We start from the raw sequence: 26705 nt of genomic DNA on the forward strand, positions 1-26705 counted from the left end.
CGCAGACTAGTGCGAACGGGGACACGGATGCGTGAGCGGGATGTGCGCCGCACGGGGCGCGGAGTCATCGTCGGCCGTCGTCGGGCGGCGACCCTCGCTCTCGCGACCGTCCTGCTGGCCGGTCGCGGCGGCGACGCTCCCCTTCCCCCGTCGGAGGCGGTCGCGACCTACGAGGCGGTGGCCGAGGACCTCCTCGCCGCCACGACCTCGGTGCGTGCGATGAGCTGGGAGCGGGGCGGGCAGGAGATCCTCGAGCCCGGCGCCGAGGACTGCCGCTACCAGGCGGGGATCTGGCAGGCCGACGGCAATCTCTACCCCGTGCCTGGACAGGGCATGGACTGGGATCCCTGGCGGGAGGCGCTCGACCCCGTCCTCGAGGAGCACGGCTTCTCGTCGCTGGGCCGCGAACGACACAGCGGCGCCGTCACCTGGCTGGAGGCCGACGGCGAGCACGGCGCACGGGTGCGGCTGACCGCCCAGGGCGAGTCGCGGATCACGGACATCCGCGTGGACGCCGAGCCGTGCGAGGACTCCGCCCTCGGGCTCTGACCATCACGACCCGGCGGCTCCTGGTCCAGGACCGCCGGCTGGAACGGGCCTCAGTCGGTGTACGCGGCGACGTCCCCGGCGTACCGGGCCCAGAGCGTCTGCGCGGCGGGGATCTGCTCGGCGTAGCGCTCCGGGTGGGCGGAGATCTGCACGGCCTGCGCGGCCTCGCCCGGCGCCCACTCGTGGTAGTCGGGGGCGAGGTCCATCAGGCCGGGGGCCTCGGAGTGCTCGCCCAGGCCCAGGAACGCGTCGATCGCGCGCTTCTTGTGGCGCACCTCGTCGTAGGTGCCCCAGCCCATCGAGGGGCGTTGCTGGAACAGGCCGCCGGAGTCGAGGTCGACGGCGGGCTCGTAGTTGCGCGACCAGGACTCCACGATCGCGGTCGCGAGGGTGATCGTCGCGGCCCGCTCGTCGAGATCGTGCCCCTTGATCACCGCAATGATGAACTTCGCGTTCTCGACCTGCCACTCGTCCATGGCGTCCAGGAGGAAGCCCTCGCGGGTCTCGGGACGGGTCATGAACTCCTCGGTCCAGACGTCCTCGGCGCGGGCGGGGGCGATGGAGCCGAGCGCGGCGAAGGAGGAGAGGCCGACGGCGCCGGCGAGGAGCAGGTGACGGCGGGAGAGCGCGGCGGACGCGGAGACGGGCATCGGGGTTCCTTCGGTGCGGAGGGCTCCGGGCTCGTCGAGCTCTCGGAGCGGGGCGCTGACAACGTAACGAGGCATCCCGGATCCTGTGAAGGGCACCAGAAGCTCCCGGACAGCGCTACGGCCTGCGGTTTGATCTGCGCATGACCTCGCCATGGAAGTCCGTGGCACGGAGCTCGTCGCGGCGTCGGCCCCGGTCGTGCGCTCTCCTGGACGCCTGTCACCGCGACTCGGCGCGGAGCGAGGAGCGGGCTCGTCGGCCCGTGAGGATCGTTCGGTAAATCTTTCGTAGAACGTCCCGCTGACACCCAGGGAGGGACTCAGGTCACGCGGAGGTCACGGCGTGGAGGCGCCCGTCACCACTCGGGGCGCGCGGCGGCGGGGACGGTCGACGCGCTCAGGCGGTGAGCTCGGCGATCGCCTTACGGATCCGCTTGTCCGAGACGGTCTGCGCCGTGCCGAGGGTCTGCGCGAACAGGCTCACCCGCAGCTCCTCGAGCGACCAGTCGATCTCCTGCACATCGGGCTCGGCGCGGCGACGGGCGGAGAGCTTCTGCTTCTGCGCGGCCCAGTACTGCTCGAGGTCCCCGATCTGCCAGGCGAGCCGCTCGTCCCTGCGCGGGTTCTCCGGCGCCTTCTCCAGGCGGTGCAGATCGGCCTGCAGGTAGCGGGAGAGGTCCCCGAGGTGCGCGATCCCGGTGCGGGAGATGAACCCGTCGCCGAGCAGGGACGCGGCGTGCTCGCGAATCTGCGTGAGATGCGAGAGGACCGCGAGGGAGGTGGCCCGGCCCAGCTCGCGCTGCAGCTTCGCGTTCACGGCGAGCGCGGCGGCGGCGTCCTTCACGGCACCGGCGGCGAGCTCGTCGTGCCTCTGCCGCACGGTCTCCAGCAGCTGCTCGTACTCCGCGCGGGTGCGCACCTGGGCCCGCCCCGCCAGGTGCACGGTCGCGGCACGGGAGGCGTCGGCCAGGAGCGCGGCGGTGGAGGCGTAGTCGGAGCCGGAGACGGCGAGCTTGGTGGGATTGGGCAGGGCGTTCAGCACGCGAGAGAGGTCGGTGCCGATCTCCCGGTCGATCAGCGCGATGACGCCCTCGCGGTGGGCGAGGGCCTGCTCGTCGGCCGCGGCGAGGACGGCGAGGTCGACCCGCTCGAGCCGCCCGTCCTTGCCGCGCCGGGCGACGACGGACGGGTAGCCGGTGACCTTCAGACCGCCGACGGTGGACTCGTGGACGGCCGGCACACCGCCTGCGGGGAAGCTGGGCAGGTCGGTGCGCGCGATCTCGGTGGACTGGTTCGAGACGGTCGTGTCCACGCGCTTCTTCAGCCGCCGCTTCAGCGCCTCGAGGTCATCGCCGGCGCCGACCTCACGGCCCTTGCCGTCCACGACCCGGAAGTGCATCCGCAGGTGGGCGGGCGACTTCGTCAGGTCGAACTCGGGGCCGTACAGCGGCAGGTCCTCGGGCACGCCGGGCAGGGCCACGAGCTCGTCGGCGACCGCCTCGACGAACGCCTCGCCGCCGTCGGGGTCGTCGTCGTGCAGGGTCCCGGCAACGGCCTTGGCCCGTTCAGGGGCGGGGACCAGGTGGCGGCGGATCGGCTTCGGGAGGGAGCGGATCAGCTCGGTGACCAGCTCCTCGCGCATGCCGGGCACGAGCCAGTCGAAGCCGCGCGGTGCGAGGCGGTTCAGCACCGCGAGGGGGATCGTGGCGGTCACGCCGTCGGCGCCCTTCGCCCCGACCTCGCCGAAGGAGTAGCTCAGCGGGAGGGTGATGTCGCCCTGCACCCAGGTGTCGGGGAAGTCGGAGCGGATCGCCTCGGTGACCTCCTCGTCGGCGGCCAGCAGGTCCTGCTCGGTGAGGGTGAGCAGGTCCGGGGTCTCGTGGCGGGCCTTCTTCCACCAGGTGTCGAAGTGTCGGCCGGAGACGACGTGCTTCGGGATCCGCGCGTCGTAGAAGGAGAAGAGCCGCTCGTCGGAGATCAGCAGGTCGCGGCGTCGGGTCTTCGCCTCGAGCTCCTCGAGTCGGGCGATCAGGGCGCGGTTGTCGCGGAAGAAGTGGTGGCGGGTGCGCCAGTCCCCCTCGATCAGGGCGTTCTGGAGGAAAATGTCGCGCGCGGCCTCGGGGTCGATGCGGCCGTAGCCGACGACGCGGTCGGCGACCAGCGGCACGCCGTACAGCGTCACCTTCTCGTGCGCCATGGCGGAGGCGCGCTTGGAGGACCAGTGCGGGGCGGAGTGGGAGCGCTTGACGACGTGCGCACCGGTCTCCTCCGCCCAGGCGGGGTCGATGCGGGCGGCGGTGCGGCCCCACAGCCGGCTGGTCTCCACGAGCTCGGCGACCATGACGTAGTCGGGTCGCTTCTTCGCCAGCGTCGAGCCGGGCCACAGCGCGAAGCGTGCGCCGCGGGCACCGGAGTACTCGCGGGTGCGGTCGTCCAGCAGGCCGACATGGCTGAGCGGACCCCGCCAGCAGCGCCTGGTGGATCGCCTGCGGGCTCGCGTCGTTGTCGTTGCGGGAGAGACCGGCGTCCTTGGCCATGTCCCGCGCCTGGGCGTGCAGGTCCCACCATTCGCGGATGCGGAGGTAGTGGAGGTGCTCGGCGCGCACCTCGCGGCGGAAGGCGCTGGAGGAGAGCGCGTCGCGCCGCTCCTGCAGGTGGTTCCACAGGTTCAGGAAGGAGAGGAAGTCGCTGGTCTCGTCCTCGAAGCGCTTGTGCTTCTCCCTGGCCTGCTTGCTCCTGCCCGAGCGGCCGCTCGCGCGGGTCCTGGATCGACAGGGCCGCGACGATGATCAGCACCTCGCGCGCCGCGCCGAGCCGGCCGGCCTCGATCAGCATCCGCGCCATGCGCGGGTCCAGCGGGAAGCGGGCCAGGGTGCGGCCGACGCGGGTGAGCCGGCGACCGCCCGGTGCGCGCTCGTCGGGCTCGATCGCGCCGAGCTCCTCGAGCAGGCGCACGCCGTCGGTGATCGCGCGGGAGGCCGGCGGCTCGACGAAGGGGAAGGACTCCACGTCGCCGAGGCCGAGGCTCGTCATGAGCAAGACGACGGAGGCGAGGGAGGTGCGCAGGATCTCCGGCTCGGTGAACTCGGGCCGGCCCTCGAAGTCCTCCTCGGAGAAGAGGCGGATCGCGATGCCGGGGGCGGTGCGGCCCGAGCGGCCGGAGCGCTGGTTCGCGCTGGCCTGGGAGATCGGCTCGATCGGGAGGCGCCGCACCTTGGTGCGCTGGGAGTAGCGGGAGATGCGCGCGAGCCCGGAGTCGATGACGTAGGTGATGCCGGGGACGGTCAGGGAGGTTTCGGCGACGTTCGTCGACAGGATGATGCGGCGGTAGGTGCCGGCCTTCGGCGGGGAGAAGATCTTCTGCTGGTCCTGGGCGGAGAGCCGGCCGAACAGGGGCGACACCTCGACGGGCAGGGCGGAGCGGCCGCGGGTGCCGCGTGCGAGATGCTTCTCGAGGGAGTCGGAGATCTCGCGGATCTCGCGCTCGCCGGGGAGGAAGACGAGCATGTCGCCGGGGCCCTCGGCGGCGAGCTCGTCGACCGCGTCGGTGATGGCCTCGGTGAGGTCCCGTTCGATGGAGTGGATGTCCTCGAGCTCGTCGTCCTCGTCGACGTCGGCCTCGAGCACGAGGGGGCGGTAGCGGATCTCCACGGGATAGGTGCGGCCCGAGACCTCGATGATCGGGGCGGGCTCCTTCTCCCCGAGGGCGCGTCGCGGCGAAGTGCTCGGCGAAGCGCTCGGGGTCGATCGTGGCGGAGGTGATGATGACCTTGAGGTCGGGGCGCCGCGGGAGGATCTGGCGGAGGTAGCCGAGGATCACATCGATGTTCAGCGAGCGCTCGTGGGCCTCGTCGATGATGATCGCGTCGTAGCGCTTCAGGAGGCGGTCCCGGCCGATCTCGGCCAGCAGGATGCCGTCGGTCATCAGCTTCAGGCGGGTGCCGCGGGAGGTCTCCTTCGTGAAGCGGACCTGGTAGCCGACGGTCCCCTCGCCGAGCTTCTCCCCCAGCTCGCTCGAGATGCGCTGGGCGACGGAGCGGGCGGCGATGCGTCGCGGCTGGGTGTGGCCGATGATCCGGCCGTCCTGCCCGTAGCCGAGCTCGAGCAAGATCTTCGGGATCTGGGTGGTCTTGCCGGAGCCGGTCGCACCGGCGATGACCACGACCTGGTTCTCCGAGATCGCCTTCTGGATGTCCTCGCGGCGCTGCGAGACGGGCAGGTCTCCCGGGTAGGTGATCCGCGGCCCGGGGGCAGGGGCCCGCTCGGCAGGGTGCGGGGCGGACGGATCGGGGTTCGAGGAGGTCGTGGTCATGGCGGGGCCACTCTACGTGGGCGGCCCCGCCGCCGTCGTGCCGATTCCGGGCCGCGGCGACGGGGCCCACAGCGGGACGACGGGCGCGACCGGGATCATCGCCGACGAACGGACCTCCGGCGCCGGCGCACAGCGGTACCAGCCGCGGCCGTCGCCGCCCGCCCTGCGCGCGGACCGGGAGCCTGTCGACCGTGAACTCCTGCATGTCCGACCGGGTGGAACCAGTGGTGTCCCTGTGCTCGAAGGCGGTGATCGCGATGCCGTCGGCCACGGCGCCCGCCTCAGGAGGGGGCGTCGCGCGGAGTGCTGACCTGGGCGTTGTGCACAACCCAGGGGCGCGTCGTCGCCCACCGGGCAGGATCCGGGGCATGAGATATCGGATCGGCTTCTGGATCGGGCCCGCCCCCGTCGACGACGAGTCGGCGTGCGCGGACCTGCACATGCACCTGCACACCGCCGGGCAGTTCGTCGGCTCGCCCACGCCTCCGCCGCCACCCACTCCTCGGCTCGCGCGCTTCACCGCGGCCGTCCTCGAGGAGTTCCCGGCAGACCTCGCGGACCCCCGGTCCCCGTGGAGGGACGAGGACACCGCGGAGGCCGCGCACGGTCAGACCTTCGCCCCGGTCCTGTTCGGGCCGGACAGGAAGGTGATCGGGCGGCTGACCCAGCTCGCGCACGAGCACGGACTGCAGGCCTTCGACCTCGCCGCCCATCGCCTGCCGCGCCTCGAGGACGTCGTGGAATGGGAGGACGGGCCCTGGATCACGGGCCCGCTCGGCGGCCACTGGGACGAGCCCGAGGCCTTCGCCTGCCGCGGGCCGGAGATCGCCCGGGAGAGGCTGGGCCTCGCTCCTTCAGCCCATGTGCTGGCGGGCACCGGAGAGGACAGCCCCTGAACGGCGTCGGCCGGCGCTCGAAGGCTCCGTTCGGTCCAGCAGGTGCGCGCGACCCCGGTCAGCTCGCGAGCGGCCGCCGCCCGATACGTCCGAGCGAATGCCCCTCGGGATAGACGAGCACGAGTGCGAGCGCCATGCGCACGGCCCAGGCCCGGGCACGTGCCTGCGGCGCCTCCCAGATCGCGTCGTCCTCGATGCCGGTCCAGGCCGCGGAGGTCCGATATGCACCGAGCAGCTCGGTCGCAGACCGGGAGGGGTGGAGCAAAGAGGCCGCCCAGATCGCTCGCCGGGTCGCCGCGGGTGGTGTCGCCCCAGTCGATGAGGGTCACCGCGCGCGGGGAGGTTGGCGACGGGACCACGACGTTGCCCGGATGCGGGTCACCGTGCGACAGCGGCTCGCGGCCCTGCCATTCCTCGGCGTCGATGCCCGCCTGCCATGTCCGAGCGGCGCGGCGCGCGGCGTCCTCGTCGAGACCCGCCCGCTCGAGATCGGTCGCGAAGAACTCGGCGCGATTCACGAGCGGCACGCCGCGCACCGGGTTCCTTCCCACCTCGGGGGCGGGTCCGGAATGGATCGTCGCCAGCATCCGGGCCAGGTCCTCGGCGACCTCCTCCTGCCTCGCGACGTCGGACTCCGCGGCCGTCACCCCGTCGATCCACTCGACCGCGACGGCGTCCTCGGCCGTCGCGATCACGCGCGGCAGGTCCATCGGGAGGGTGGTGCCGAGCCCCCGCAGGCGGCGCAAGACCGTCACCTCCCGACCGAGCGGCTCCCGGGAGATGCGGCGTCGCGCGATCCGCGCACGAGAGGCGCGCCGTCGAGGGTCCCGATCGGCCACAGCACGTTGTCCCAGCCCTCGCCGCGGGGACGCTTCCCGATCGCCCAGCTGATCCGCTCGAGCTCGACGCCCTCCTCGGGCCGCGACCACGCGCAGAGCGACTCCACGCGGCGCAGGTCCACGGGCAGGTCGGCAGGAGGGAGGACGGGGGCGATATCCGGCGTGCCGGTCATCCGCCCACCGTACCGGGCAAGGCCTCGCCCGGACGGGCGTTCTCCGACGTCGCCCGTGGCGGTGGATGCGAAGTCCCCCTGGTCGCTGGACGACGTGGAGCCGCTGGCCGACGCGCTCCTGGTCGGCGTCGGCCCCTCGCGCGACGTCGCGCCAGCGGTCCGCGGCACATCGCCCGGCGACGAGCCCCGGACACGAGAAAGGCCCCCTCCCCCGCGCGTCTGCGCAGGTGAGGGGGCCTTCGTCGGTGAGTGCGATGGTGGAGCCGGCGGGAATCGAACCCGCGTCCGATAGTGCGGAGCCAGGGCTTCTCCGGGCGCAGTCCGTGTTGGCGTTTTCTCAGTCCCGACGATCCCACGGACACGTCGTCGACGGACTCAGTCACTCTGAGATGTTCATCCTTCCCCGGTGACCAGGGTCGGCGCGAGTGGCTCCTTAGATGATGGAACGATCCGGGTCAGGAGCACCCCCGGGGTTCCAGACTGCTAACGCTGATCAGGCGGCGAGAGCGAAGTCAGTGCGCTTGGGTTCGGCACTTATTGGTTTCCAGAGGACGTTAACGAGATGACTCTGGATTCTCGGCCCGCTTCCCCTTGCTGGACAACTACCGTCGAAACCGATCGGCCCCTGGCGTGGGAAGGCATGACTATCGTGACGGCGCTCTGGCCGTCGTCGCACTCACTCTTCGGTTGTCAAACACCCACGTGCGCCCCTCGGGAGGAACGCTGTGGACCAACTCTACCGCGAGTGCCGGGCGATCTGAAGCGGATATCTCTCAGCTCACGGCGAAGTCCGCTCCTCGCCAGGACCGCTCCTGCCTCCTCCTGGCGCGTGCGCCGCGGAGCTGGACCACGGGCCGCACCGGCGGGGAGGATGGGGCGATGAGCGGCTTCGAGGCCGCCGGCACGCGCATCAGCATCGATCCCGAGACCCTGCGCGAGATCGTGCTGGACCCCGCGGCGCTGACCGAGTGGTGCGCGGCGCACCCCACCGATCCTCGAGCCGTGGCGTTCCTGCGGATGCTGGGGAGGCTGGACGAGGCGGCGATCGCGGGCCGTCAGGCGCTCGAGGCGCCGGGGCTCTCCCCGTGATGCGGGCCGTCCGTCGCACTCGGTACGCGCACGTGCCGCAGTGGCAGGGCGCCTTCGTCGCGGCGGAGGAGCAGCTGGACCTCGCCGCCGAGGAGACAGGGCTGGAGGACCCCACCTCCCCCTCGTCCCTCTCAGCGCTCGCCTCCGTGTTCCAGCACCGGGCGAAGTGCAGGTTCGAGCACGCCCTCGCCGAGCGGCCGCGACCAACGGCCCCGGGCGGCGGGGAGGCTGTGGGAGGCGGCGCTCGAGGATGCGGCGGGCGCTGTACATGCGGGAGCGGCTCGGCGTCGCCGCCGAGGACGTCATCGAGTCCAGTCGGCAGACGGTGCGCCGCCTGGAACGGCGTGATGTAGCCGGCTGACCGGCCACCGACTGACGGACCGGCCGATCGGGTCGTCCCCCTCGCGGGGACGATGGCCTCTCAGGCGGTGAGGGCGGCGCTCAGGCGAGCTCGCGGTGGCGCATGGCGCGCCGCGCCTCGCGCAGATCCTGCTTCTCGCGCGGCGTCTGGCGCTTGTCCCATTCCTTCTTGCCGCGGGCCAGACCGATCTTGACCTTCGCGTGGGAGCCGAGGAAGTACATCTCCAGCGGCACGATCGTGAAGCCCTTCTCGCGGGACTTGCTCGCGAGCTTCTCGATCTCCTGCTTGTGCAAGAGCGGCTTGCGCTTGCGGCGGGCGGCGTGATTGGTCCAGGTGCCCTTGACGTACGGGGCGATATGGGCGTTGTCCATCCACACCTCGCCGGCGTCGACGTAGCAGTAGCCGTCGATCAAGGACGCGCCCCGGTCGCGCAGCGACTTCACCTCGGTGCCGGTCAGGACGATGCCGGCCTCCCAGGTCTGGTCGATGAAGTAGTCGTGCGGCGCCCGCTTGTTCGAGGCGATGAGCTTCTTCTGGGGTCCCTCGTTCGCGGCGGCCTGCTTCTTGTCGGCCTTCTTCGCGGACATGGGTCCTCCTTCTCTCCGTCTCCGGATCTTTGCACTGGTGATCGCGGCCGCGATCGGACGTCCCAGCCTACGACGTGGCCGCGCAGGATCGCGACCGGTTTCTCAGCGGGCGCACTCCCGGACGGCCCGGCAGGGCGACGGTCAGAGGAACTTCGCGGGGTTGACCGCGTTGCCGTCCTCATGGGTCTCGAAGTGGAGGTGGCGGCCGGTCGAGGAGCCGGTGGTGCCCACGTAGCCGACGGTCTCCCCCGCCGAGACCTGCGCCCCGACCGGCTTCGCGAAGCCCTGCAGGTGGTGGTAGGAGGTCGTGACCAGGCGACCGTTCATGATGCCGTGGCTGACGATGAGCTTGTTGCCCGCGCCGCTGTTGTGGGTGCGGGCGATGACGCGACCGGAGTGCGCGGCGCCGACGGGCACGCCGCAGGCGACGGGGAAGTCCACCCCGGCGTGCGCCTTCTTCGTGCCGTAGATGGGGTGCACGCGCCAGCCGAAGTTCGAGTTCAGCCGTGCGTTGACGGGGTAGACCCAGCCGCCGCCGGTGTTCGCGGAGCCGGCCACCGGGGCGCTTCCGCCGCTGCTCTTCTGCTGCTGCTGGGCCTTCAGCTTCTCCTCGCGCTCGCGCTCCTGCTTGGCGAGCTCCTCGATCTCGTCGTCGAGGGTGGAGTCGCGGGTCTCGAGGGACCTCTGGTCGCCCTCGTACTTCGTCTTCTTCGCCTCGAGGTCGTCGCGCTGGGTCTTCTGCGTCTCGTACAGCGCGTCGAGCTCGTTCTTCGCCTCGGTCGCCTCCTCCTCGGCGACACGGGTGCGCTCGAGCGCCTCCTCCGCATCGATCTTGAGTCGCTTGATCTCCTCGCGCACGGCCGACAGGCGCTCGGCGGAGTTCTCGGTGACGGACTGGTCCGTGCGCGGCGTGTCCAGGCGGGTGCCCTGGGAAGCCATCGTGATGCGGTAGTTCATCGAGCGGTCCACCGCGTCCTGCGGGGAGCTGTTGCCGACGTACACCGACGAGGGGCTGGGCATCCCGCCGCCCTTGTATGCGGACAGCGCGACCGTGGCGAGCTCGTCGTCGCTGCGGTCGACCTCCTCCTGGCCGGTCTCGACCTCGCCCGAGAGGCGACGCTCCTCCTCCTCGGCCTCGGTGAGGCGCTCGCCGACCTTCCGGTCCTCCTCCTGCGCCTCGCCGAGCGCGACCCGCGCGTCCTCGAGGTCCTGCTGGGCCTGCGGGATCAGCGGCTCGGTCTCCGCGAGCGCGAGATAGGTGTCGGCGAGATCGTCGTTGACGTCGTTCAGCTCGATGCGGAGGTCCTCGAGCCGCTGGTCGACCTCCGCGCGCTCGGCGATCTTGTCGTCCTTGCTGCCCTCGGCGGAGGCCGGGGAGAGAGGACCGGTGAGCATGCCCGCGGCCAGGATCGCGGCGGCGGCGAGGAGGCTCAGGGGGCGGCGCAGACTTCTGGAGGACATGCTCACACCTTCAGGTAGCGGTTGAGGGAGACCACCGACGAGGCGATCGACAGCACGGCGCCGAGCACGACCAGCAGGGGTGCGGCCCAGACGAGGTCCGCGGTGGAGACCGTGATCAGCCGCTCGCCGAGGGTCGGTGCGAGCCAGCCCTGGACGAGATGGTGCAGGCCCAGCCACAGCATCCCCGAGGCGATCAGGCCGCCGATGATCGCGGCGACCGCCCCCTCGAGCAGGAAGGGCAGACGGATGAAGAGGTTCGAGGCGCCCACCAGGCGCATGATCGCGATCTCGCGGCGCCGGCCCGCGACCGACATGCGGATCGTGGTGGCGACCAGCAAGACCGCGGCCACCAGCATCAGCACCGCGAGCCCGAGCGCGAAGAGCGTGGACTGGTTCAGCACGTCGATGAAGGGGGCGAAGGTGCTCAGCAGGTCCGTGACCTCGTCCACGCCGTCGCGGCCCTGGAAGAACTCGACCACGGCGGCGGAGTCGTCGGCGTCGCTGAGGGTGATGTGGAAGGAGACCGGCATGTCCTCGGCGGTGAAGTTCGAGACGAAGGACTCGCCGGCGAACTGCTCCTGGTAGATCGCGAGCGCCTCCTCCTGGTCGCGCTCCTCGACGGAGGCGATGTACGGGGAGAGGACCTCGCCCTCGAGCGCCTCGCGGACCGAGTCGATCTGGGCGTCGGTCGCGGCGCCGCCGGCGCAGGAGGACGCCGTCGAGTGCGGGGAGCACAGGAAGATCGTCACCTGGGACTGCTCGACCAGGGTGGACTTCATGTCCATGATCTGCTTCTGCATCAGCACGCCGGTGCCCACGAAGGTCAGCGACACGGCGGTGACGATCACGACGGAGATGACCATGGCGATGTTCCGCCACAGGCCGGTGAGGATCTCGCCGAGGATGTAGCGGGCCCTCATCGCAGCTCCTCCTGGTCCTGGTCGAAGTCGCCGGTGAAGTCCTCGGACTCGCGCACCCGGCGGGCCTCCCGCTCGTCGATCAGGTCCTCCTCCAGCACGTCCCGCGGGACCGGGCGGTCCTCGGCCGACGGGTCGGCGTCCGACGCGTCGGTGCCGGACGGATCGGTGCCCGCGTCGGCCCGAACGGGCCCGTCGGCCTCGCCGGAGCGGTCGGCTCCGGCGGGGCCGACGTGCTCCTCGGCGCTCTCGCGCTCGGCGGCGGCCGGCTCGGGCGCCCCGTCCCAGTCGGCGACGAGCTCCTCGTCGTCCAGGGGGTGCTCCTCGCGGTGGGTGGAGTCGTCGGGCAGGTTCCCGGAGATCTCGCTGACCGGGGCGGGGGTCTCGTAGCCGCCCTGCTCCTCGTCGCGCACCACCTTGCCGCCGACCATCTCCACGACGCGGCGGCGCATCCGGTCCACGGCGGCGCGGTCATGGGTGGCCATCACGACGGTGGTGCCTCGCTCGTTGATCTCGGCGAGCAGATCCAGGATGCCTTCGGCGGTGGCGGGGTCGAGGTTGCCGGTGGGCTCGTCGGCCAGCAGGATCGAGGGGCGGTTGACGTAGGCGCGCGCGATCGCGACGCGCTGCTGCTCACCGCCGGAGAGCTCGTGCGGGAGCCGCTTGCCCTTGTCCTCCAGGCCCACCATCTCGAGCATCTCGGGGACCAGACGGCGCACCACCTTACGGGGCGTGCCGATCACCGCGAGCGCGAACTCGATGTTCTGGTAGGCGGTCTTCGAGGGCAGCGACCGGAAGTCCTGGAACACCATGCCGATGTCGCGGCGCGGCGCCGGCACCTTCCAGGACGGGATCCGGGAGAGGTCCTTGCCGGCGACGTAGACGGTGCCGCGGGTGGGGGCGACCTCCTTGAGCACCATCCTCATCAGGGTCGACTTGCCCGAGCCGGAGGCGCCGACCAGGAACACGAACTCCCCGCGGGTGAACTCGATGTCGAGGTTCTCCACCGCGGGGTGCTGGCCACGCATGTACGTCTTGGTGACGTCGTCGAAACGGATCACTGCTCGCCTGTCACATCAAGGGGAAAGTCTGGCGCTCCCAGCGTAGGGGCGCACGGTCGTATTTCCACGGCGCTGTGGACAGGGGTCGGGTCAAAACCTGGTCAAGCCCGGGGTGGGACCGGTCACCAGGGCCGGCCGCACGGCAACGGAGTCAGTCCTGCGCCGTCTCGACCGATCTCCTACCGGCTCGTCCCTCGCCAGTACGTCGATCAGTCCTGCGCCGTCTCGACCGATCTCCTACCGGCTCGCCCCTCGCCAGTACGTCGATCAGTCTTGTTTCTTGCCCTGCTCGGCGCGCCAGCGGATGCCCGCGTCGATGAAGCCGCTGATCTCGCCGTCGAAGACGGCGGAGGGGTTGCCCTCCTGGTACTCGGTGCGCAGGTCCTTCACCATCTGGTACGGGTTCAGCACGTAGGAGCGCATCTGGTCGCCCCAGGACGCCTTGACGTCGCCGGCGAGCTCCTTGCGCTCGGCGGCCTCCTCTGCCTTCTTCAGCAGCAGCAGGCGCGACTGCATGACGCGCGCGCCGCGGCGCGGTTCTGGATCTGGGACTTCTCGTCCTGCATCGACACGACGGTGCCGGTGGGCAGGTGGGTCATGCGCACCGCCGAGTCGGTGGTGTTCACCGACTGGCCGCCCGGACCGGAGGAGCGGAACACGTCGATCTTCAGGTCGTTCTCGGGGATCTCGATGTGGTCGGTCGACTCGATCAGCGGGATCACCTCGACCGCGGCGAAGGAGGTCTGGCGGCGGCCCTGGTTGTCGAAGGGGCTGATGCGCACCAGGCGGTGGGTGCCGCCCTCGACGGAGAGGGTTCCGTAGGCGAAGGGGCCGGCGACCTCGAAGGTCACCGACTTCAGCCCCGCCTCCTCGGCGTAGGAGGTGTCCATGACCTTGGTGGAGTAGCCGTTGTTCTCGGCCCAGCGCAGGTACATGCGCATGAGCATCTCGGCGAAGTCCGCGGCGTCCACGCCGCCGGCGCCCGCGCGGATGGTGATCACGGCGTCGCGCTCGTCGTACTCGCCCGACAGCAGCGTGCGCACCTCGAGCTCATCGAGGGTCTTGTGGATGCTGGCCACCTCGGCCTCGGCCTCGGCGAGGGTGTCGGGGTCGTCCTCTTCGGCGGCGAGCTCGACCATCACCTCGAGGTCCTCGATGCGGGAGGCGAGCTCGGAGATGCGGCGCCGCTCGGACTGGGCGTGGGAGAGCGCGGAAGAGACCTTCTGGGCGTTCTCGACGTCGTCCCAGAGGTCCTGGGCGGAGGCCTGCTTCTCCAGGTCCGCGATCTTCTTATCGAGGGCGTCGACGTCCGTCACCTGCTCGATCGAGGACAGGGTCGAGCGGAGCCGGGGGATCTCTTCGGAGAAGTCGATGGAAGCCACGATCGGGGAGTCTACGGCAGAGGGCTCGATGCGGCCTGGGAGTCGCCGAGGAGAGCGGGCAGGGCGCGTCCCATCTCACGGCCCACCTCCTCCAGAAGCGCCTCGCCGCGCGCGATCGCATCGGGCACCTCGGCGGCGCGGGAGACGAGGTCGAAGGCCTGGTCGATCCCGGCGGAGGCGAGCTCCTGCTGATCGAGGGTGACGGCGCCGGCGACGGCGAGGACGGGCAGTCCGGCCGCGGCGGCGCGGCAGGCGACCTCGGCGGGGCCCTTGCCCTGGAGGGTCTGGACGTCGAGCTTCCCCTCCCCCGTCACCACGAGGTCGGCGGTCTCGAGACGGGCGTCGAAGCCGGCGAGCTCGAGGACGACGTCGGCGCCGGAGCGCTGGATCGCCCCGAGCAGCAGCAGGGCGAAGCCGACGCCGCCGGCGGCCCCGGCGCCTTCGGCACGGGCCGTCTCACCGCTCGGGTCCAGCGGCGCCGCGGCGGCGGCGAGGGTGCGATCGGCGGCGGTCACGGCCTCCGGTCCGAGTCCCTTCTGCGGTCCGTAGACGGCGGCCGCCCCGTCGGCGCCGAGCAGGGGGTTGGCGACGTCGTTCGCGGCGATCAGGGAGGCTCCTTCGAGGGCGGCGATCGCCGGTGCGAGGTCGGCGCTCGTCAGAGTCTCGAGGCCAGCGAGGCCGGGGGCGATGTCCTCGCCGTCGGCGGTGAGCAGGCGCGCACCGAGGGCCTGCAGGAGTCCGGCGCCGGCGTCGGTGGAGGCGGCGCCGCCGAGGCCGACGACGATCTCGCTGGCTCCGGCGCGGACGGCGGCGAGGATCAGCTCGCCGAGCCCGCGGGAGGAGGCGTCGCGCGGGGCGAGCTCCTCGCCGGGCAGTGCCTTCAGGCCGACGGCGTCGGCGAGCTCGAGCACGGCGGTGGTGCCCTCGAGCGCCCAGACCGTCTCGCGCGGTGTTCCGGTCGGGCCGGTGATGGTCGCGCGGCCGCGCGGTCGCTCCGGCGGCGAGGGCCGCGTCGACCGTGCCGTCGCCGCCGTCGGCGATCGGGCAGGCGGTGATCTCGGCGTCCGGGGCGGTGGCGGCGATCCCGCGGGTGAGGGCGGTGACGACCTCGGCGGCGGTGAGGGAGCCCTTGAACTTGTCGGGGGCGAGGAGGAGGCGGGTCATGCGGTGCTCGCGATCTGCTCGACGGTGAGCGGCGGGTGGGACATGGCGAAGGCTCGTGCGACGGTGGCGGACGTCATGGCGCTGGCTCGGATCCTACGGACGTGAAGTGGTTGCTGCTCCCCTGCCCGCGACTCGGACTCCCGATGACCTGGGCAAGCCGACGGCATGGCCGGACCGGCGGCACGGTCGAGAGGCCGGCACGAACCGGACGGAGGCGGCTCACCGCGCCCGGGCCTCACCCAGCACGGTCAGCGGGATCGAGGTGCCGGTGCCGCGGGTGAACCAGCCGACCAGCGGAGGGTTCGTGCGGGCGGCGAGGATGACGTGAGCGGTGCCGTCGGCGTCGACCGTGACCGCCTGGATGTGGATGTCTTCGGTGCTGGTGGTGTCGTAGGGATAGGTGCGCAGGTGCTCCTCGGCGGCGTCGCGGGCGGAGCCGGTGTGGATCGCGGGGCCGTCCCCGTCGGAGTAGATCCGGGCGGGATCCACGGCCTGGGAGGCGGCGAGGGCGGCGCTGTCGGCGGCGTGCTGGAGGCCGTTGCGCTCCAGTCGCACCCCGGTGATCGAGGTGCCGACAGCGATCACCATGAGGATCACGACGAGCACCCCGGTGGTCAGGATCGTCATCGAGCCGCGCGCGTCCGCCCACCGCTCCCGCAGGGTCGCGATCGGCCGACCGACACCCGCGGCGAGCGGGGCGGCGGCCGCGCGGAGCAGGAAGGGACGGCGGCGCCGCTCCTGCTCGGGCCCGGACCTCACAGGTCCGCCCGGTACTGGTCGACGGGCACCGCGTGAGAGGCGCCGACCGCGACGGGGCCGGTCTCCCCGAGGATCGGTCCCAGCCCCGGCACGGGGACGGGGATCCGCACCCGTGCGGTGACGACTCCTCCCGCGGTCGCGCAGGGGTCCTCGCTGCAGCTGAGCTCGACGACGTCACCCGGCGGGAGGCCGTGGTCCCCGAGGACCAGCTCCATGTGGCGGGAGGCGCGGGCGGCGGCGCGATCGGGGTCGGGCTCGGTCGCGTGGATGCGCGCGGCGTCGCGGGCGATCGTATCGGCGGCGAAGGCCGCGGCCTGCACGTTGCCGAGGGTGAGCACGAGGTAGAGGGTCGGGATCAGCGGCGCCGCGGCCAGCACCACGAACTCGACCAGGGCATTGCCCCTCTCGTCCTCGAGCCGGTGTCGGAGCCCGTCCGGAGCGGCGGGAAGCAGGAGGCGACGGAGTCCTCTCACCATGCCTCCTCGTCCACGGCCCTGCCCTCGACGCTCAGCGCGCCGGCGGGGCCGATCAGCCCCACTAGCGGGAGCGTCGCGTCGACCTGCACACGGATGGTCCCGTCGTCCTCCTGCACGGCGGTGGCCTCGGCCTCGAGCCCTCGCCCGAAGCGCTCGTCGACGAGCCGCTGCGCCCGTTGGGCGCCGTCCTGAGGGGTCGATCCGGCGAGCGCGGCATGGTGCGCTCCCTGCACGGCGGCGTCGACGAGGGTGTTGCGGGTGTGGACGATCAGCGCCGCCTGGATGACCAGCGGCGCGATCATCACGATCAGCACCGCGACCATCGGGAACTCGGCCACGGCCGCCCCGTCGTCCTCCCGCGGCCGCGCCGCGAGATGCCGTTCCCGTCCGCGCCGACGTCTCGGCCGATCGCGGCAGGGCAGGTCGATCGCCTTCACCGCCGCGGGAGCGGGGGCGCAGGGACGGGGCGGGGCCGGGCGGCGCATCAGCAGAACGGTTCGCGGTGAACGGACGTGGTCAGAGGTCGCCGCCGAGGAAGGGCGCCATCGCGTTCTCGAAGATCTGCACGATCTGGTCGGAGGCGACGGCCCAGAGAGCGACGACGATCCCGGCGGTCATGAGCGTGATCAGCACCCAGCCGGGGACGTCGCCCTGGTCGGAGGCCAGCCGCGCCAGGAGACGGTCGCGGAGACCGGCGCGCTGCGAGGCGGGGCCCGTCGTGCCGGGCTCAAAGCGGTGGTGACGCGGTCGGGTGCGGGTGTGGAGTCGGGTGCGGTGGACGGTCATGTCGGCCTCCTCGGCGGACGGGTCCGGGACAGGTCCCGGGCGGGTGCGGATCGGAGCGGTCGGGGGATCGAGGGACGGAGGACAGGGCGACCCCGGTCGGGGGCGGGATCAGGACGGTCATCGAGAGCGGGATCGAGGGCGGGGCCTCAACCGGGGACGGGCCTGGCGGGCGCTCACAGGGAGATCTCCAGCACTGCGAGGCCGGGGAAGATCGCGAAGAGGATCACCAGCGGCAAGACGAAGAACACCACCGGGACGAGCATCGCGATCTCCCGCTGCCCGGCCATCTCCATGAGGTCGCGCTTGGCGTTCTCGCGGGCGTCCTGCGCCTGGGCGCGGAGCACCTCGGCGAGCGGTGTGCCCCGCTCGATCGCGATCGAGACGCCCTCGCCGAACCGGCTGAGGGACTCCAGCGGGGTGCGCGCTCCGAGCGAGGCGAGGGCCTGCGAGACGCTCGAGCCGGAGCGGATGTCGGCGATCGTCGCGGCGAACTCGTCGGGCGCGCGCGCCCGTCGAGGTCCGGGCGACGCGCTCCATCGCGGCGATCGGGCTCTCGCCCGCGGCGACGGCGAGGGCGAGCAGGTCAGCGACCGTCGGGAACTCGCGCGCCATGCGGGAGGCGCGGCGCTTGATCTCGACTCCCAGCAGGTAGTCGCGCAAGAGCACGCCCAGCGGCGCGCCGAGAGCGACGATGAACAGCCCCAGTACCGCGCTCGCGTCCCGCGGCGACGATCGCGGCGACGGCGAGGGCGATCCCGAGCACGAGGCCGACGGCCCCGAAGACGACCTGCTCGATGCGGAAGGAGTCGGTGGAGGTGCGTCGGCCCGCCAGGCGCAGTCGCCGCTCGAGCCGCTCGGCGCCGCCGGTGAGCCGTTCGAGCAGTCCCAGTCCGCGCGTCGCGACCGGGCGGAAGAGGTTCTCCACGACGATGCGGGCCCGGCTCCTGCTGGTCGGCGCCGCGAACAGGGAGGAGGTCCGCGAGCGGCGCAGGTACGGGTCGACTCGCCGGCCGAGGTCCCGCGTTCGCAGCCAGGGAAGCGCGTGGCGAGCAGGTAGAGGCCGGTGCCGAGCATGAGGCCCAGCAGGATCCCGGCGAGCAGGGACATGCTCATCGCAGCACCCTCTCGTCCTGCGGCGGCTGCGCGATCATCAGCATCACCCGGTAGGCGATCAGCGAGACCACCCCGCCGACCACCACCAGGACCATCCCGGCCGCGGAGTCGTAGGCCTGCGCCGCCTCGGGACGGGTCGACATCAGCGCCAGCACGATCCACGGCGCGACGAGCGCGAGTCGGGCGGCGTTCACGGTCCAGGACTGGCGGGCCTCGAGCTCGGCGCGGGTGCGGGAGTCCTCCCGCAGGAACGCCGAGAGGGTGCGCAGGAGCGAGCCGAGATCCGTGCCGCCGACGTCACGGGTGATCCGCGCAGCGCCTCCACGATCCGGTCGCCGACGGGATCGGCGAGGCGCACCTTGAGCCGGTCGAGGCAGGCGGCAAAATCTCCGCTGGCCTGGTAGTCCAGGGCGAACTCGGAGAACGCGGGCCGAAGCTCCTCGGGTCCCTTCCGGCTCAGCTGCACGAGCGCCTCAGGCAGCGAGAGTCCGGCGCGGATGGCGGAGTTGATGTGGTCGACCGCCTCGGGCCACACCTCCCGCATCGCGGTGGTGCGCCGCCGCGCCGCCGAGCGCAGCACGAGCACCGGCAGAACCGAGCACAGCGACCCGATCGTCAGCGCCGGGACGAGCGCACTGGAGATCGCCCACAGCGCGGCGGCGACCACGAGCCCCAGCCCGGCGCTGAGAGCCGGCACGGCGAAGAGGAGGCACCGAGTCCAGCCCCACCTTGATGAGGTCGTCGCGCAGGCGGTCCATCCCTCGAGAGATTCTGCCGGGGCGCGGGACGGCTCCCTCCTGCTCCCACAGCGACCACCAGATCGACAGCAGTCCGAGCCCGGCGACGAGGCCGAGGAACGCTCCATCCGTCATGCCGCGCTCCTCCCTCCGAGCGGCTCGGCGAGATCGTGACCCGCACGGGCGAAGCGCTCGGCGTGCGGAGGATGACCGTCGCCGCGGACCAGCCGGTCCCCGCGCAGGGAGAAGACGTCGGTCACCTCGATGACCTCCTCCTCGACCCGTCCGCTGAGGCCGACGATCTCGCGCACGCGCCGTCGCCCGTCGGCGAGGATGTCGAGGTGGACGACGAGGTCGATGGCGCTGGCGACGGTGGGGACCACGAAGCGGCTGGAGACGTTCTCCCCAGCCAGCAGCGGCGGCGTGCACAGCTTGGTGACGGCGTCCCGCGCAGAGTTGGCATGGATCGAAGCGAGGCCGGGCAATCCGCTGTTCAGGGCGATCAGCATGTCGAGCGACTCGGCCTCGCGCACCTCGCCGACGATGATGCGGCTGGGCCTCATGCGCAGAGCCTCCTTCACGAGGCGGCGCATCGAGATCTCGCCGGTCCCCTCGAGGTTCGCCTGGCGGGTCTGCATCGCGACCACGTCCCGCAGGGCGAGGTTCAGCTCGAAGACCTCCTCGATCGTCACGACCCGTTCGCGGGCGCCCATCGACTGGGCGAGGCGGCGCAGGAAGGTCGTCTTCCCCGCCCCGGTCGCCCCGCTCGTGATGACGTTCAGGCCGGAGGCGATCGCGGCGTCGAGGAAGTCCGCGGCCTGCTGGTTGAGGGAGCCGAGGGCGACCATGCCTTGCAGGTCGTGGGCGCGGGCGACGAACTTGCGGATGTTGATCGCCCAGTGCGTGCGGGTCACCGAGGGGATGACGACGTGCAGGCGCGACCCGTCCGGCGCGAGCGCGTCGACGAAGGGGCTGGACATGTCCAGGCGGCGGCCGCTGGAGACGAGCATCCGCTCGACGATCCCGCGGACCTCGTCGTCGGTCAGCACGATGGTGGTCAGCTCGCTGCGCCCGTTCCTCGCGACGAACACCTGGGAGGGCGAGTTCAGCCAGATCTCCTCCACGCCCGGGTCATCCAGCATCTCCTGCAGCGGGCCGAAGCCGCCGATCCTCGCGGCGACCTGCGCGACCATGGTGTCGTCGTCGTGCGAAGACGGGCACCTCGCCCGAGGACGAACGACGGTCGTAGTCGGCGACGACCTCCCGGATCAGCGGCTCCAGCTGATCGGCGTGCACGTCCAGGCCACGGCGCCTGATCAGCTCCCGCGACTCGGCCTCGATGATGGTGGCGGCGTCCAACGTCTTCCCTCCCCCAGCCCTACCGCCCGGTCCCTCCACCGCGCGGCGATGTGACGCAGGTCGCGACACGCGTGTCACTCTAAGGGGAAATCACCCGGCTCGCCGCGCCAATCCAGGGAATGTGGACAACTCTCCCCGCCCGCTCCCATGGCAGGATGACAGCAGTCCACGAGCCGACTCTCACCCAGGAGCTTCCCATGGCCGAGACCACCAGCACGGGCGAGGACGCCCCGAAGCTGTCCCGCCCCACCCTGAAGTACATGGCCAAGCGGGTGATCGCCGAGTTCACGCGCGACGGCGGCACCGATCAGGCCGCGAAGCTCACCTACTTCATGGTCCTCTCCATCGCGCCGACGACGCGCTGGCGCTGTTCTCGCTGGCGACCCTGCTCGCTGGCGGGGATCAAGGACCAGATCGCGGGACTGCTGGTGGACCTCGTCAATCAGGCGGCAGGCGGCGGCGAGCTCGGGGCGGAGGATGCGATCGAATCGACCGTGAACTCCCTTCTCGGCTCCGCGACCGGCGGCACGATCGCCCTGATCATCGGTATCGGCACGGCCCTGTGGTCGGCCTCGGCCTATGTGAAGGCCTACGGACGGGTCGCGAACCAGATCTACGAGGTCCCCGAGGGCCGCGGCCCCATCCGCATGAACGGCACCATGCCGCTGCTGACCCTCGCACTGATCCTGGGCATCCTGCTGGTGATGGTCTCGCTGCTGCTCAGCGCCTCCCTGGTCGAAGGTCTCCTCGGCCCGATCGCCTCGAGCATCGGGGCCCAGGGCGTGCTCACCTTCCTGCTGGACTCCTTCCTGCCGATCTGGGCGTTCGCGAAGTGGCCGGTGATCCTGGTGATCGCCTTCGCGCTGATCTCGCTGCTGTACTGGGGCGCGCCGAACATCGACAAGCCCTTCCGCTTCATCTCCCCCGGCGGCGTCTTCGCGATCGTCGGCATCGCGGTCGCGGCAGTGGCGCTGTCGATCTACATGGGCACCGTCGCCGGCTACTCCAGCTACGGCGCGATCGGCGGCATCATGGCCGTGCTGTTCGCGCTGTGGATCATCAACATCGTGATCATCCTCGGCGCCGAGGTCGACGCCGAGTACGAGCGGGCTCGCGAGCTCGAGGCCGGCAAGCCCGCCGAGGACTCCCTGGCGCCGCCGATGCGCGAGTCCTCCGGGGCGGAGAAGGCCGAGGAGAAGCGGGAGGCGATCGTCGACGAGGGCCGCGACATCCGCCTGCGCAATCTCCACCACGACTCCGACGCCTACACCGGCGAGGACGCCCGCCTGACCCCGCGCCACGGCGTGCCGGTGGTCGATGGCGAATCGGAGGCCGACGGGAAGTCCACCGAGAAGGACTCCTGAGATGTGCGGGCGCTTCGCCTTCTTCCAGGAGATCGATCCGCCGCTGGACGATCTGGGGGCCGTCGACCTGGAGGACCCGCGCCTGCGCTCGCGCTGGAACATCCCGCCGACCGCCCCGATCCATGTGGTCACCGAGTCGATCGACAAGGAGACCGGTGAGGTGCTCCGCGCGCTTCGGGTCGCCCGCTGGGGTCTCGTCGCCGCCCTTCGCGAAGGACGAGTCCTTCTCCTCGCGCACCTTCAACGCCCGCCGCGAGACCGTCGGCGAGAAGCCCAGCTTCCGCGGCGCCTCGGCCGGTACCGGGCGATTGTCCCGATGGACGGCTACTACGAGTGGGTGCGCGATGAGAAGGGCAGGCGCAAGCGACCGTACTTCATCGCCCCGGCCGACGGCTCCAGCCTGTACATGGCGGCGCTGGTCTCCTGGTGGAAGGGTCCGGGTGTCCACGAGGGCCCGGCCGCGACCGAGGACGGCGCCTTCCTGCTCTCGACCACGATCATCACCCGCGCGGCCACCGGCGATCTCGCAGGCATCCACGACCGCACCCCCGTGATGTCGCGCCGCGAGGAGGTCGATCCGTGGCTCGACACCGCGATGGACGACCGCCACGCCGCGGCGGAGTGGATCCTCGACGACGCGCACCTGCTGGAGGACGCGACCCTCGAGGTGCGCGAGGTCGACCCGGCCGTCGGAAAGGTCGGCAACGACGGTCCCGAGTCGCTCGAAGGGCCGCAGCGACTGCTGTGACCGCAGCGTCACGGGGCCAGGACCGTCCGGACGCGAGAGCCGCACGTGTGACGGGCCCCGCAGGCACACCGCCCTTCCGTCCGACTGCGGTCTGACGCCGCGGCACCGCCCCGCCCGTACCCTCGGGGACATGACCGGCCCGTCTCCCTCCGCCCCGCCCCCGGAGCCCGCGCCCGCCCCCGGGCGACCGCCGCGCGCCCCCGTGGGCACTCTGGTGCGCGCGGCGGCCAGCACGACCCGTTCCGCTGGATCATCGAGAACCCCGGCACCGTCGACCTCATCGGCTTCGGCACGGCCGCCGCCCTCATGTCGCTGTTCGGCGCCGGCACCGGGGGTGCCGGCTGGTGGATGCTGTTCTCGGTCCCGATGGTGCTCGCGGGGGCGGTCTGCCGCACCCGCCCCCTGCTGGGCGTGATCGTGATCGGCGTGCTCGCCGTCTCCCACGTGCTGGTCGGCATCCCCGTCGTCGCGGGCGACGCGATGACCTTCTACGCCATGTTCTGCGCCGTCGCCTACGGCGGCACGGCTGTGCACCTGATCGGCGTGGCCGCCGGGATGCTCGGGGTGCTCGTCCAGGCGAGCTGGTTCGGGATCGTCGCGGCGTTCGGCGAGTACGGCGACCTCGGCCAGGGCGCCATCACCTTCGTCGGCCTGGGGATCATCGGGACCATCACGATCATCGCGATCTGGGCCCTCGCCAACCTGCAGCGGGCCCGGGTGCGCCAGCTCGCCCTGACCCGCGACCGGGCCGAGCAGGCGGTGCGCGAGCGGGAGCGGCGCACCGCGCTCGCCGTCGCCGACGAGCGCGCCCGCATCGCCCGCGAGATGCACGACGTCGTCGCCCACTCCCTCTCCGTCATCATCGCCCAGGCCGACGGCGGGCGCTTCGTCGCCTCCCAGAAGCCGGAGAAGGCCGTCGAGGTGCTCGGCACCATCGGAGAGACCGGCCGCGCCGCGCTCGCCGACATGCGCTCCCTGCTGGGCGTGCTACGCCAGGAGGACGAGACCAGCTTCGGCCCGCGGCCCGGTCCCGAGCAGGCTGCCCGAGCCGCTCGAGCGCGTCCGCGCCGCGGGCCTCGAGGTCGACCTCGAGTCCGAGGGCTCCCTCGACCAGCTCCCCCCGTCGGTCGGCATGTCCGTGTTCCGCCTGGTGCAGGAGGCGCTGACCAACGTGCTCAAGCATGCCGGGCCCGGCGCGAGCGCCTCCGTGCGCCTGGTCCGAGACGCCGAGGACCTCGTCATCGAGGTCGTCGACGACGGCCAGGGCACCGATCCGACGTCCGACGGACTCGGCCACGGCCTGACCGGGATGCGGGAGCGGATGAGCCTGCTCGGCGGGACGCCGCAGGCCGGGCCGCTCCCCTCCCGCGGCTACCGTGTGCGGGCGACCGTGCCGCCGCCCGCCGACCACGGCACCCCCGGCGAAGCCGACGGCCCCGCCTCCCCCTGCACCACCACCGACCCCGGCACGTCCCCCGGCCCCGCGGCCGACGACCCTCGAGGAGAGACCCCATGACCGAGACCGCCGACCGTCCCCTGCGCGTCGCCCTGGTGGACGACCAGCCGCTGGTGCGCACCGGCTTCGCCATGGTCATCGACTCCCAGGACGACATGGAGGTCGCGGCGCAGGCCACCGACGGCGCCGAGGCCGTGCGCGAGCTGTCCGCCCGCACCGTCGACGTGGTGCTGATGGACGTGCGGATGCCGCGGATGGACGGGATCGAGGCGACCTCGACGCCGCTGGAGCATCTGCCCGTCGAGCGGGCCCCGAAGATCATCGTGCTGACCACCTTCGATCTCGACGAGTACGTGGTCGCCGCGATCCGCGCCGGGGCCAGCGGCTTCCTGCTCAAGGACGCCCAGCCCGAGGACCTCCTCGGCGCGATCCGCACGGTCCACCGCGGCGATGCGGTGATCGCCCCGTCGGCGACCCGCCGGCTCCTGGAGCGGGTGGTCTCCACACCCGAGCCCGCCGAGCAGGACACCTCCGTGCTCGAGGACCTCACCGAGCGCGAGCGCGAGGTGCTCACCCTGATGGGACGGGGCCGTTCGAACCGCGAGATCGGCGCGCGGCTGTTCGTCGCCGAGGCGACGGTGAAGACCCATGTGGGGCGGGTCCTCGCCAAGCTCGGCGCCCGCGACCGGGTCCAGGCCGTGATCATCGCCTTCGAGACCGGGCTGGTCACCCCCGGCGAGCAGTGAGCCGCAGGCACCGCCGGGCCCCGGCTCGCGATGCCCTCCCTCACGCGCCGCACGGCCGGCGGTCGCGGCCGCGTCATCCCTGGGTATGACGGCCTCCCCTCCTCGGTCTCCCCCGGTCCGCGAGGCCGCGACCGGGGGCTGACGACCGCGGGGCCCGCGCTCGGGAAGCATCGGGATCGACATCATGACCCCGTCGCGAAGGACTCCCGATGACCACCGCCGCCCAGGCCGCTCCCCCGCCCTCCGCCGAGACCTCCGGTGACCCTGTCGCGCGCGCGCCCGCGCCGTGACCCGCACCTACGGCGCGGCGCCGGCACCGTCACGGCGCTGGACGCCGTGGACCTCGACATCGCCCGCGGCGCCTCCACCGCGATCATGGGCCCCTCCGGCTCGGGCAAGTCGACGCTGCTGCACGTGCTCGCCGGCCTCGACGAGGTCACCTCCGGCTCGATCGAGCTCGAGGGCACCGAGATCACCTCGCTGCGCGACGACGCCCTGACCCGTCTGCGCCGCGAGCGGATCGGCTTCGTGTTCCAGTCGTTCAACCTGCCGCCGATGCTGACCGCGGAACAGAACATCCTGCTCCCCCTCGAGCTCGCCGGGACCCGCGTGGACCGCGCCTGGCTGGACACCCTCACCTCCGCCTTCGGGATCGCGGACCGGCTCGACCACCTGCCCTCGCAGCTCTCCGGCGGACAGATCCAGCGCGTGGCGATCTCCCGCGCGCTGGTCACCTCCCCGGCCGTGGTCTTCGCCGACGAGCCCACCGGCAACCTCGACTCCCGCACCACCGAGGAGGTGCTGGACTTCCTGCGCCTCTCGGTGGACGAGTTCGGTCAGACCGTCGTGATGGTCACCCACGAGCGCGACGCCGCCGAGCGCGCCGACCGGATCCTCACCCTCGCCGACGGCCGGATCGCCTCCGACGAGGACCTGCGCGGGACCCGCACCGCGCGCTCCGCACCTCAGGGGCAGGAGCGGCGCTGATGGCTCGCTCCACCGTGAAGCTGACCCCGGTGCGCCGCCACCTCGCCGCGGTCGTCACCATCACTCTGTCCTGCGCCTTCGTCGCGATCATGGTGCTGGCCGGGAACCTGATGCAGGCCTCCCTGCGCTCCCAGGCCTCCCAGATGTACGAGGGCGCGGACCTTGAGATCCAGCGCGAGCTGTCCGACGAGGACTGGGCCTCGCAGGAGCCGCTTCCGGCCCCCGAGGTCGAGGGCGCCAAGGCCGTGTGGCCCGCGCCCCGAAGCTATCTCGAGGCGAGCTCGACGAGCGGCGCCGGGTTCTTCGAGGCCACGATGCTCCCGCCCGGCCAGGAGGACTCCCTCGAGGAGGGCTCCGCCGCCGGCACCGAGTCCGAGATCGTGCTCTCCCGCTCCGCCGCCGACGTCCTCGAGGCGGGGATCGGCGACCCGATCACCGTGCAGGGCTCCGGCCCGGCCACGGGCGAGGACCCCGCGCAGGAGGCGGAGCGGACGCTTACCGTCTCCGGCATCGCCGCCGACCCCGCCGGCGCAGTCTTCGGCGGCACCCCGCGCCTGATGCTCCAGGACGTCAACGCCGCCGCCCTGCTCGGACCGACCGCCGGGACGACCACGGACACCTGGCTCGCCACGGTCCCCGACGGCGAGGACCCCGCCGCGGTGGCCGAGGCCGCCTCGGCCACCACCGCCGAGGGGATCACCGTGCGCGGCGTCGAGGAGGCCGAGGAGGAGGCCGC

General features: G+C 72.1%; 24 protein-coding genes, 1 other RNA gene and 7 pseudogenes. 11 read left to right on the forward strand and 21 right to left on the reverse strand.

Annotated features, from left to right (window positions below; translation table 11 throughout):
- The first annotated feature begins 27 nt into the window (after positions 1 to 27).
- Positions 28 to 549 (forward strand): hypothetical protein, encoded by a 522-nt coding sequence (locus WKH84_RS05685; protein WP_341855951.1) that lies wholly within the window; start codon positions 28 to 30, stop codon positions 547 to 549.
- 50 nt (positions 550 to 599) lie between these two features.
- Here WKH84_RS05685 and WKH84_RS05690 read toward each other — a convergent pair whose 3' ends face one another.
- On the reverse strand, positions 600 to 1199 hold the full coding sequence (locus WKH84_RS05690; RefSeq protein ID WP_341855952.1) for a hypothetical protein: 600 nt from the start codon (positions 1197 to 1199) through the stop codon (positions 600 to 602).
- A gap of 394 nt (positions 1200 to 1593) precedes the next feature.
- Positions 1594 to 5358 (reverse strand): annotated as a pseudogene (gene hrpA / locus WKH84_RS05695) (ATP-dependent RNA helicase HrpA).
- Between the two features lie 518 nt (positions 5359 to 5876).
- On the opposite strand from hrpA, the gene WKH84_RS05700 reads away from it, so the two are divergent.
- A complete protein-coding gene (locus WKH84_RS05700) occupies positions 5877 to 6404 on the forward strand; it encodes a hypothetical protein (protein WP_341857068.1) in 528 nt (175 codons plus the stop codon).
- Between the two features lie 58 nt (positions 6405 to 6462).
- Here WKH84_RS05700 and WKH84_RS05705 read toward each other — a convergent pair whose 3' ends face one another.
- From WKH84_RS05705 to ssrA, 4 genes and pseudogenes are all read right to left on the reverse strand, one after another.
- A complete protein-coding gene (locus tag WKH84_RS05705; RefSeq protein WP_341857069.1) occupies positions 6463 to 6669 on the reverse strand; it encodes a hypothetical protein in 207 nt (68 codons plus the stop codon).
- A 58-nt stretch (positions 6670 to 6727) separates the two neighbouring features.
- Positions 6728 to 7243 (reverse strand): annotated as a pseudogene (locus WKH84_RS05710) (phosphotransferase); the annotation flags it as partial.
- The gene (locus WKH84_RS05715; RefSeq protein ID WP_341855953.1) at positions 7156 to 7416 is read right to left on the reverse strand and encodes a hypothetical protein; all 261 of its coding nucleotides are present in this window, start codon (positions 7414 to 7416) and stop codon (positions 7156 to 7158) included. The gene WKH84_RS05715 and the pseudogene WKH84_RS05710, both read right to left, overlap by 88 nt.
- A 255-nt stretch (positions 7417 to 7671) precedes the next feature.
- Positions 7672 to 8042, reverse strand: a transfer-messenger RNA (tmRNA) gene (gene ssrA, locus WKH84_RS05720).
- Positions 8043 to 8295: 253 nt separating this feature from the next.
- On the opposite strand from ssrA, the gene WKH84_RS05725 reads away from it, so the two are divergent.
- Both WKH84_RS05725 and WKH84_RS05730 read left to right on the forward strand, forming a co-directional pair.
- Positions 8296 to 8505 carry a hypothetical protein gene (locus WKH84_RS05725; protein ID WP_341855954.1) on the forward strand — a complete coding sequence of 70 codons (210 nt, stop codon included), beginning with the start codon at positions 8296 to 8298 and terminating at the stop codon, positions 8503 to 8505.
- Between the two features lie 32 nt (positions 8506 to 8537).
- Positions 8538 to 8858 carry a hypothetical protein gene (locus tag WKH84_RS05730; RefSeq protein ID WP_341855955.1) on the forward strand — a complete coding sequence of 107 codons (321 nt, stop codon included), beginning with the start codon at positions 8538 to 8540 and terminating at the stop codon, positions 8856 to 8858.
- 88 nt (positions 8859 to 8946) lie between these two features.
- Here the strand turns inward: WKH84_RS05730 and smpB are convergent, their stop codons facing one another.
- The 15 genes and pseudogenes from smpB to WKH84_RS05805 form a co-directional block, all read right to left on the reverse strand.
- A complete protein-coding gene (gene smpB / locus WKH84_RS05735; RefSeq protein WP_341855956.1) occupies positions 8947 to 9453 on the reverse strand; it encodes an SsrA-binding protein SmpB in 507 nt (168 codons plus the stop codon).
- Between the two features lie 141 nt (positions 9454 to 9594).
- Positions 9595 to 10914 (reverse strand): peptidoglycan DD-metalloendopeptidase family protein, encoded by a 1320-nt coding sequence (locus tag WKH84_RS05740; protein WP_341855957.1) that lies wholly within the window; start codon positions 10912 to 10914, stop codon positions 9595 to 9597.
- Positions 10915 to 10916: 2 nt separating this feature from the next.
- The gene (gene ftsX / locus WKH84_RS05745; RefSeq protein ID WP_341855958.1) at positions 10917 to 11834 is read right to left on the reverse strand and encodes a permease-like cell division protein FtsX; all 918 of its coding nucleotides are present in this window, start codon (positions 11832 to 11834) and stop codon (positions 10917 to 10919) included.
- Positions 11831 to 12892, reverse strand: a complete 1062-nt coding sequence (locus WKH84_RS05750) for an ATP-binding cassette domain-containing protein (RefSeq protein WP_341855959.1) — start codon at positions 12890 to 12892, stop codon at positions 11831 to 11833. The genes ftsX and WKH84_RS05750 overlap by 4 nt, the downstream gene beginning before the upstream one ends.
- A 267-nt stretch (positions 12893 to 13159) precedes the next feature.
- Positions 13160 to 14274, reverse strand: a protein-coding gene (gene prfB, locus WKH84_RS05755; protein ID WP_341855960.1) for a peptide chain release factor 2 whose coding sequence is annotated in 2 segments (ribosomal slippage) — positions 13160 to 13416 and positions 13416 to 14274 — 1116 coding nt in all. Because the reading frame shifts where the segments join, the coding sequence is not laid out codon by codon here.
- An 11-nt stretch (positions 14275 to 14285) separates the two neighbouring features.
- Entirely contained in the window at positions 14286 to 15245 is a 960-nt protein-coding gene (locus tag WKH84_RS05760; protein ID WP_341856785.1) for a glycerate kinase, read from the reverse strand.
- 76 nt (positions 15246 to 15321) lie between these two features.
- Positions 15322 to 15438 (reverse strand): annotated as a pseudogene (locus tag WKH84_RS05765) (glycerate kinase); the annotation flags it as partial.
- A 219-nt stretch (positions 15439 to 15657) separates the two neighbouring features.
- Complete coding sequence (locus tag WKH84_RS05770) at positions 15658 to 16197, reverse strand: pilus assembly protein TadG-related protein (protein WP_341855961.1); 540 nt, start codon at positions 16195 to 16197, stop codon at positions 15658 to 15660.
- Positions 16194 to 16673, reverse strand: coding sequence for a hypothetical protein (locus WKH84_RS05775; RefSeq protein ID WP_341855962.1), 480 nt, complete (start codon positions 16671 to 16673; stop codon positions 16194 to 16196). The genes WKH84_RS05770 and WKH84_RS05775 overlap by 4 nt, the downstream gene beginning before the upstream one ends.
- Positions 16667 to 17158, reverse strand: a complete 492-nt coding sequence (locus WKH84_RS05780) for a TadE family protein (protein ID WP_341855963.1) — start codon at positions 17156 to 17158, stop codon at positions 16667 to 16669. The genes WKH84_RS05775 and WKH84_RS05780 overlap by 7 nt, the downstream gene beginning before the upstream one ends.
- 31 nt (positions 17159 to 17189) lie before the next feature.
- A complete protein-coding gene (locus tag WKH84_RS05785) occupies positions 17190 to 17459 on the reverse strand; it encodes a hypothetical protein (RefSeq protein WP_341855964.1) in 270 nt (89 codons plus the stop codon).
- A gap of 173 nt (positions 17460 to 17632) precedes the next feature.
- On the reverse strand, positions 17633 to 18046 hold the full coding sequence (locus WKH84_RS05790; RefSeq protein ID WP_341856786.1) for a type II secretion system F family protein: 414 nt from the start codon (positions 18044 to 18046) through the stop codon (positions 17633 to 17635).
- The gene (locus WKH84_RS05795; protein WP_341855965.1) at positions 18043 to 18384 is read right to left on the reverse strand and encodes a hypothetical protein; all 342 of its coding nucleotides are present in this window, start codon (positions 18382 to 18384) and stop codon (positions 18043 to 18045) included. Before WKH84_RS05795 ends, WKH84_RS05790 begins: the two co-directional genes overlap by 4 nt.
- Before the next feature lie 184 nt (positions 18385 to 18568).
- Positions 18569 to 19444, reverse strand: a pseudogene (locus tag WKH84_RS05800) (type II secretion system F family protein).
- A pseudogene (locus WKH84_RS05805) lies at positions 19441 to 20668 on the reverse strand (ATPase, T2SS/T4P/T4SS family). Before WKH84_RS05805 ends, WKH84_RS05800 begins: the two co-directional pseudogenes overlap by 4 nt.
- Positions 20669 to 20865: 197 nt before the next feature.
- Here WKH84_RS05805 and WKH84_RS05810 point away from each other — a divergent pair.
- The 7 genes and pseudogenes from WKH84_RS05810 to WKH84_RS05840 form a co-directional block, all read left to right on the forward strand.
- Complete coding sequence (locus tag WKH84_RS05810) at positions 20866 to 22032, forward strand: YihY/virulence factor BrkB family protein (protein ID WP_341855966.1); 1167 nt, start codon at positions 20866 to 20868, stop codon at positions 22030 to 22032.
- 1 nt (position 22033) lies between these two features.
- Complete coding sequence (locus WKH84_RS05815) at positions 22034 to 22780, forward strand: SOS response-associated peptidase (protein WP_341855967.1); 747 nt, start codon at positions 22034 to 22036, stop codon at positions 22778 to 22780.
- Positions 22781 to 23605: 825 nt separating this feature from the next.
- A pseudogene (locus WKH84_RS05820) lies at positions 23606 to 23722 on the forward strand (histidine kinase dimerization/phosphoacceptor domain-containing protein); the annotation flags it as partial.
- 190 nt (positions 23723 to 23912) lie between these two features.
- Positions 23913 to 24296 (forward strand): ATP-binding protein, encoded by a 384-nt coding sequence (locus WKH84_RS05825; protein WP_341856787.1) that lies wholly within the window; start codon positions 23913 to 23915, stop codon positions 24294 to 24296.
- A complete protein-coding gene (locus WKH84_RS05830) occupies positions 24293 to 24982 on the forward strand; it encodes a response regulator transcription factor (RefSeq protein ID WP_341856788.1) in 690 nt (229 codons plus the stop codon). Before WKH84_RS05825 ends, WKH84_RS05830 begins: the two co-directional genes overlap by 4 nt.
- Positions 24983 to 25240: 258 nt before the next feature.
- Complete coding sequence (locus WKH84_RS05835) at positions 25241 to 25969, forward strand: ABC transporter ATP-binding protein (RefSeq protein WP_341855968.1); 729 nt, start codon at positions 25241 to 25243, stop codon at positions 25967 to 25969.
- 89 nt (positions 25970 to 26058) lie between these two features.
- Positions 26059 to 26586 (forward strand): annotated as a pseudogene (locus tag WKH84_RS05840) (ABC transporter permease); the annotation flags it as partial.
- Positions 26587 to 26705 lie beyond the last annotated feature (119 nt).

The sequence above is a fragment of the Brachybacterium sp. GPGPB12 genome (genome assembly GCF_038396325.1).
Classification (GTDB): domain Bacteria; phylum Actinomycetota; class Actinomycetes; order Actinomycetales; family Dermabacteraceae; genus Brachybacterium; species Brachybacterium conglomeratum.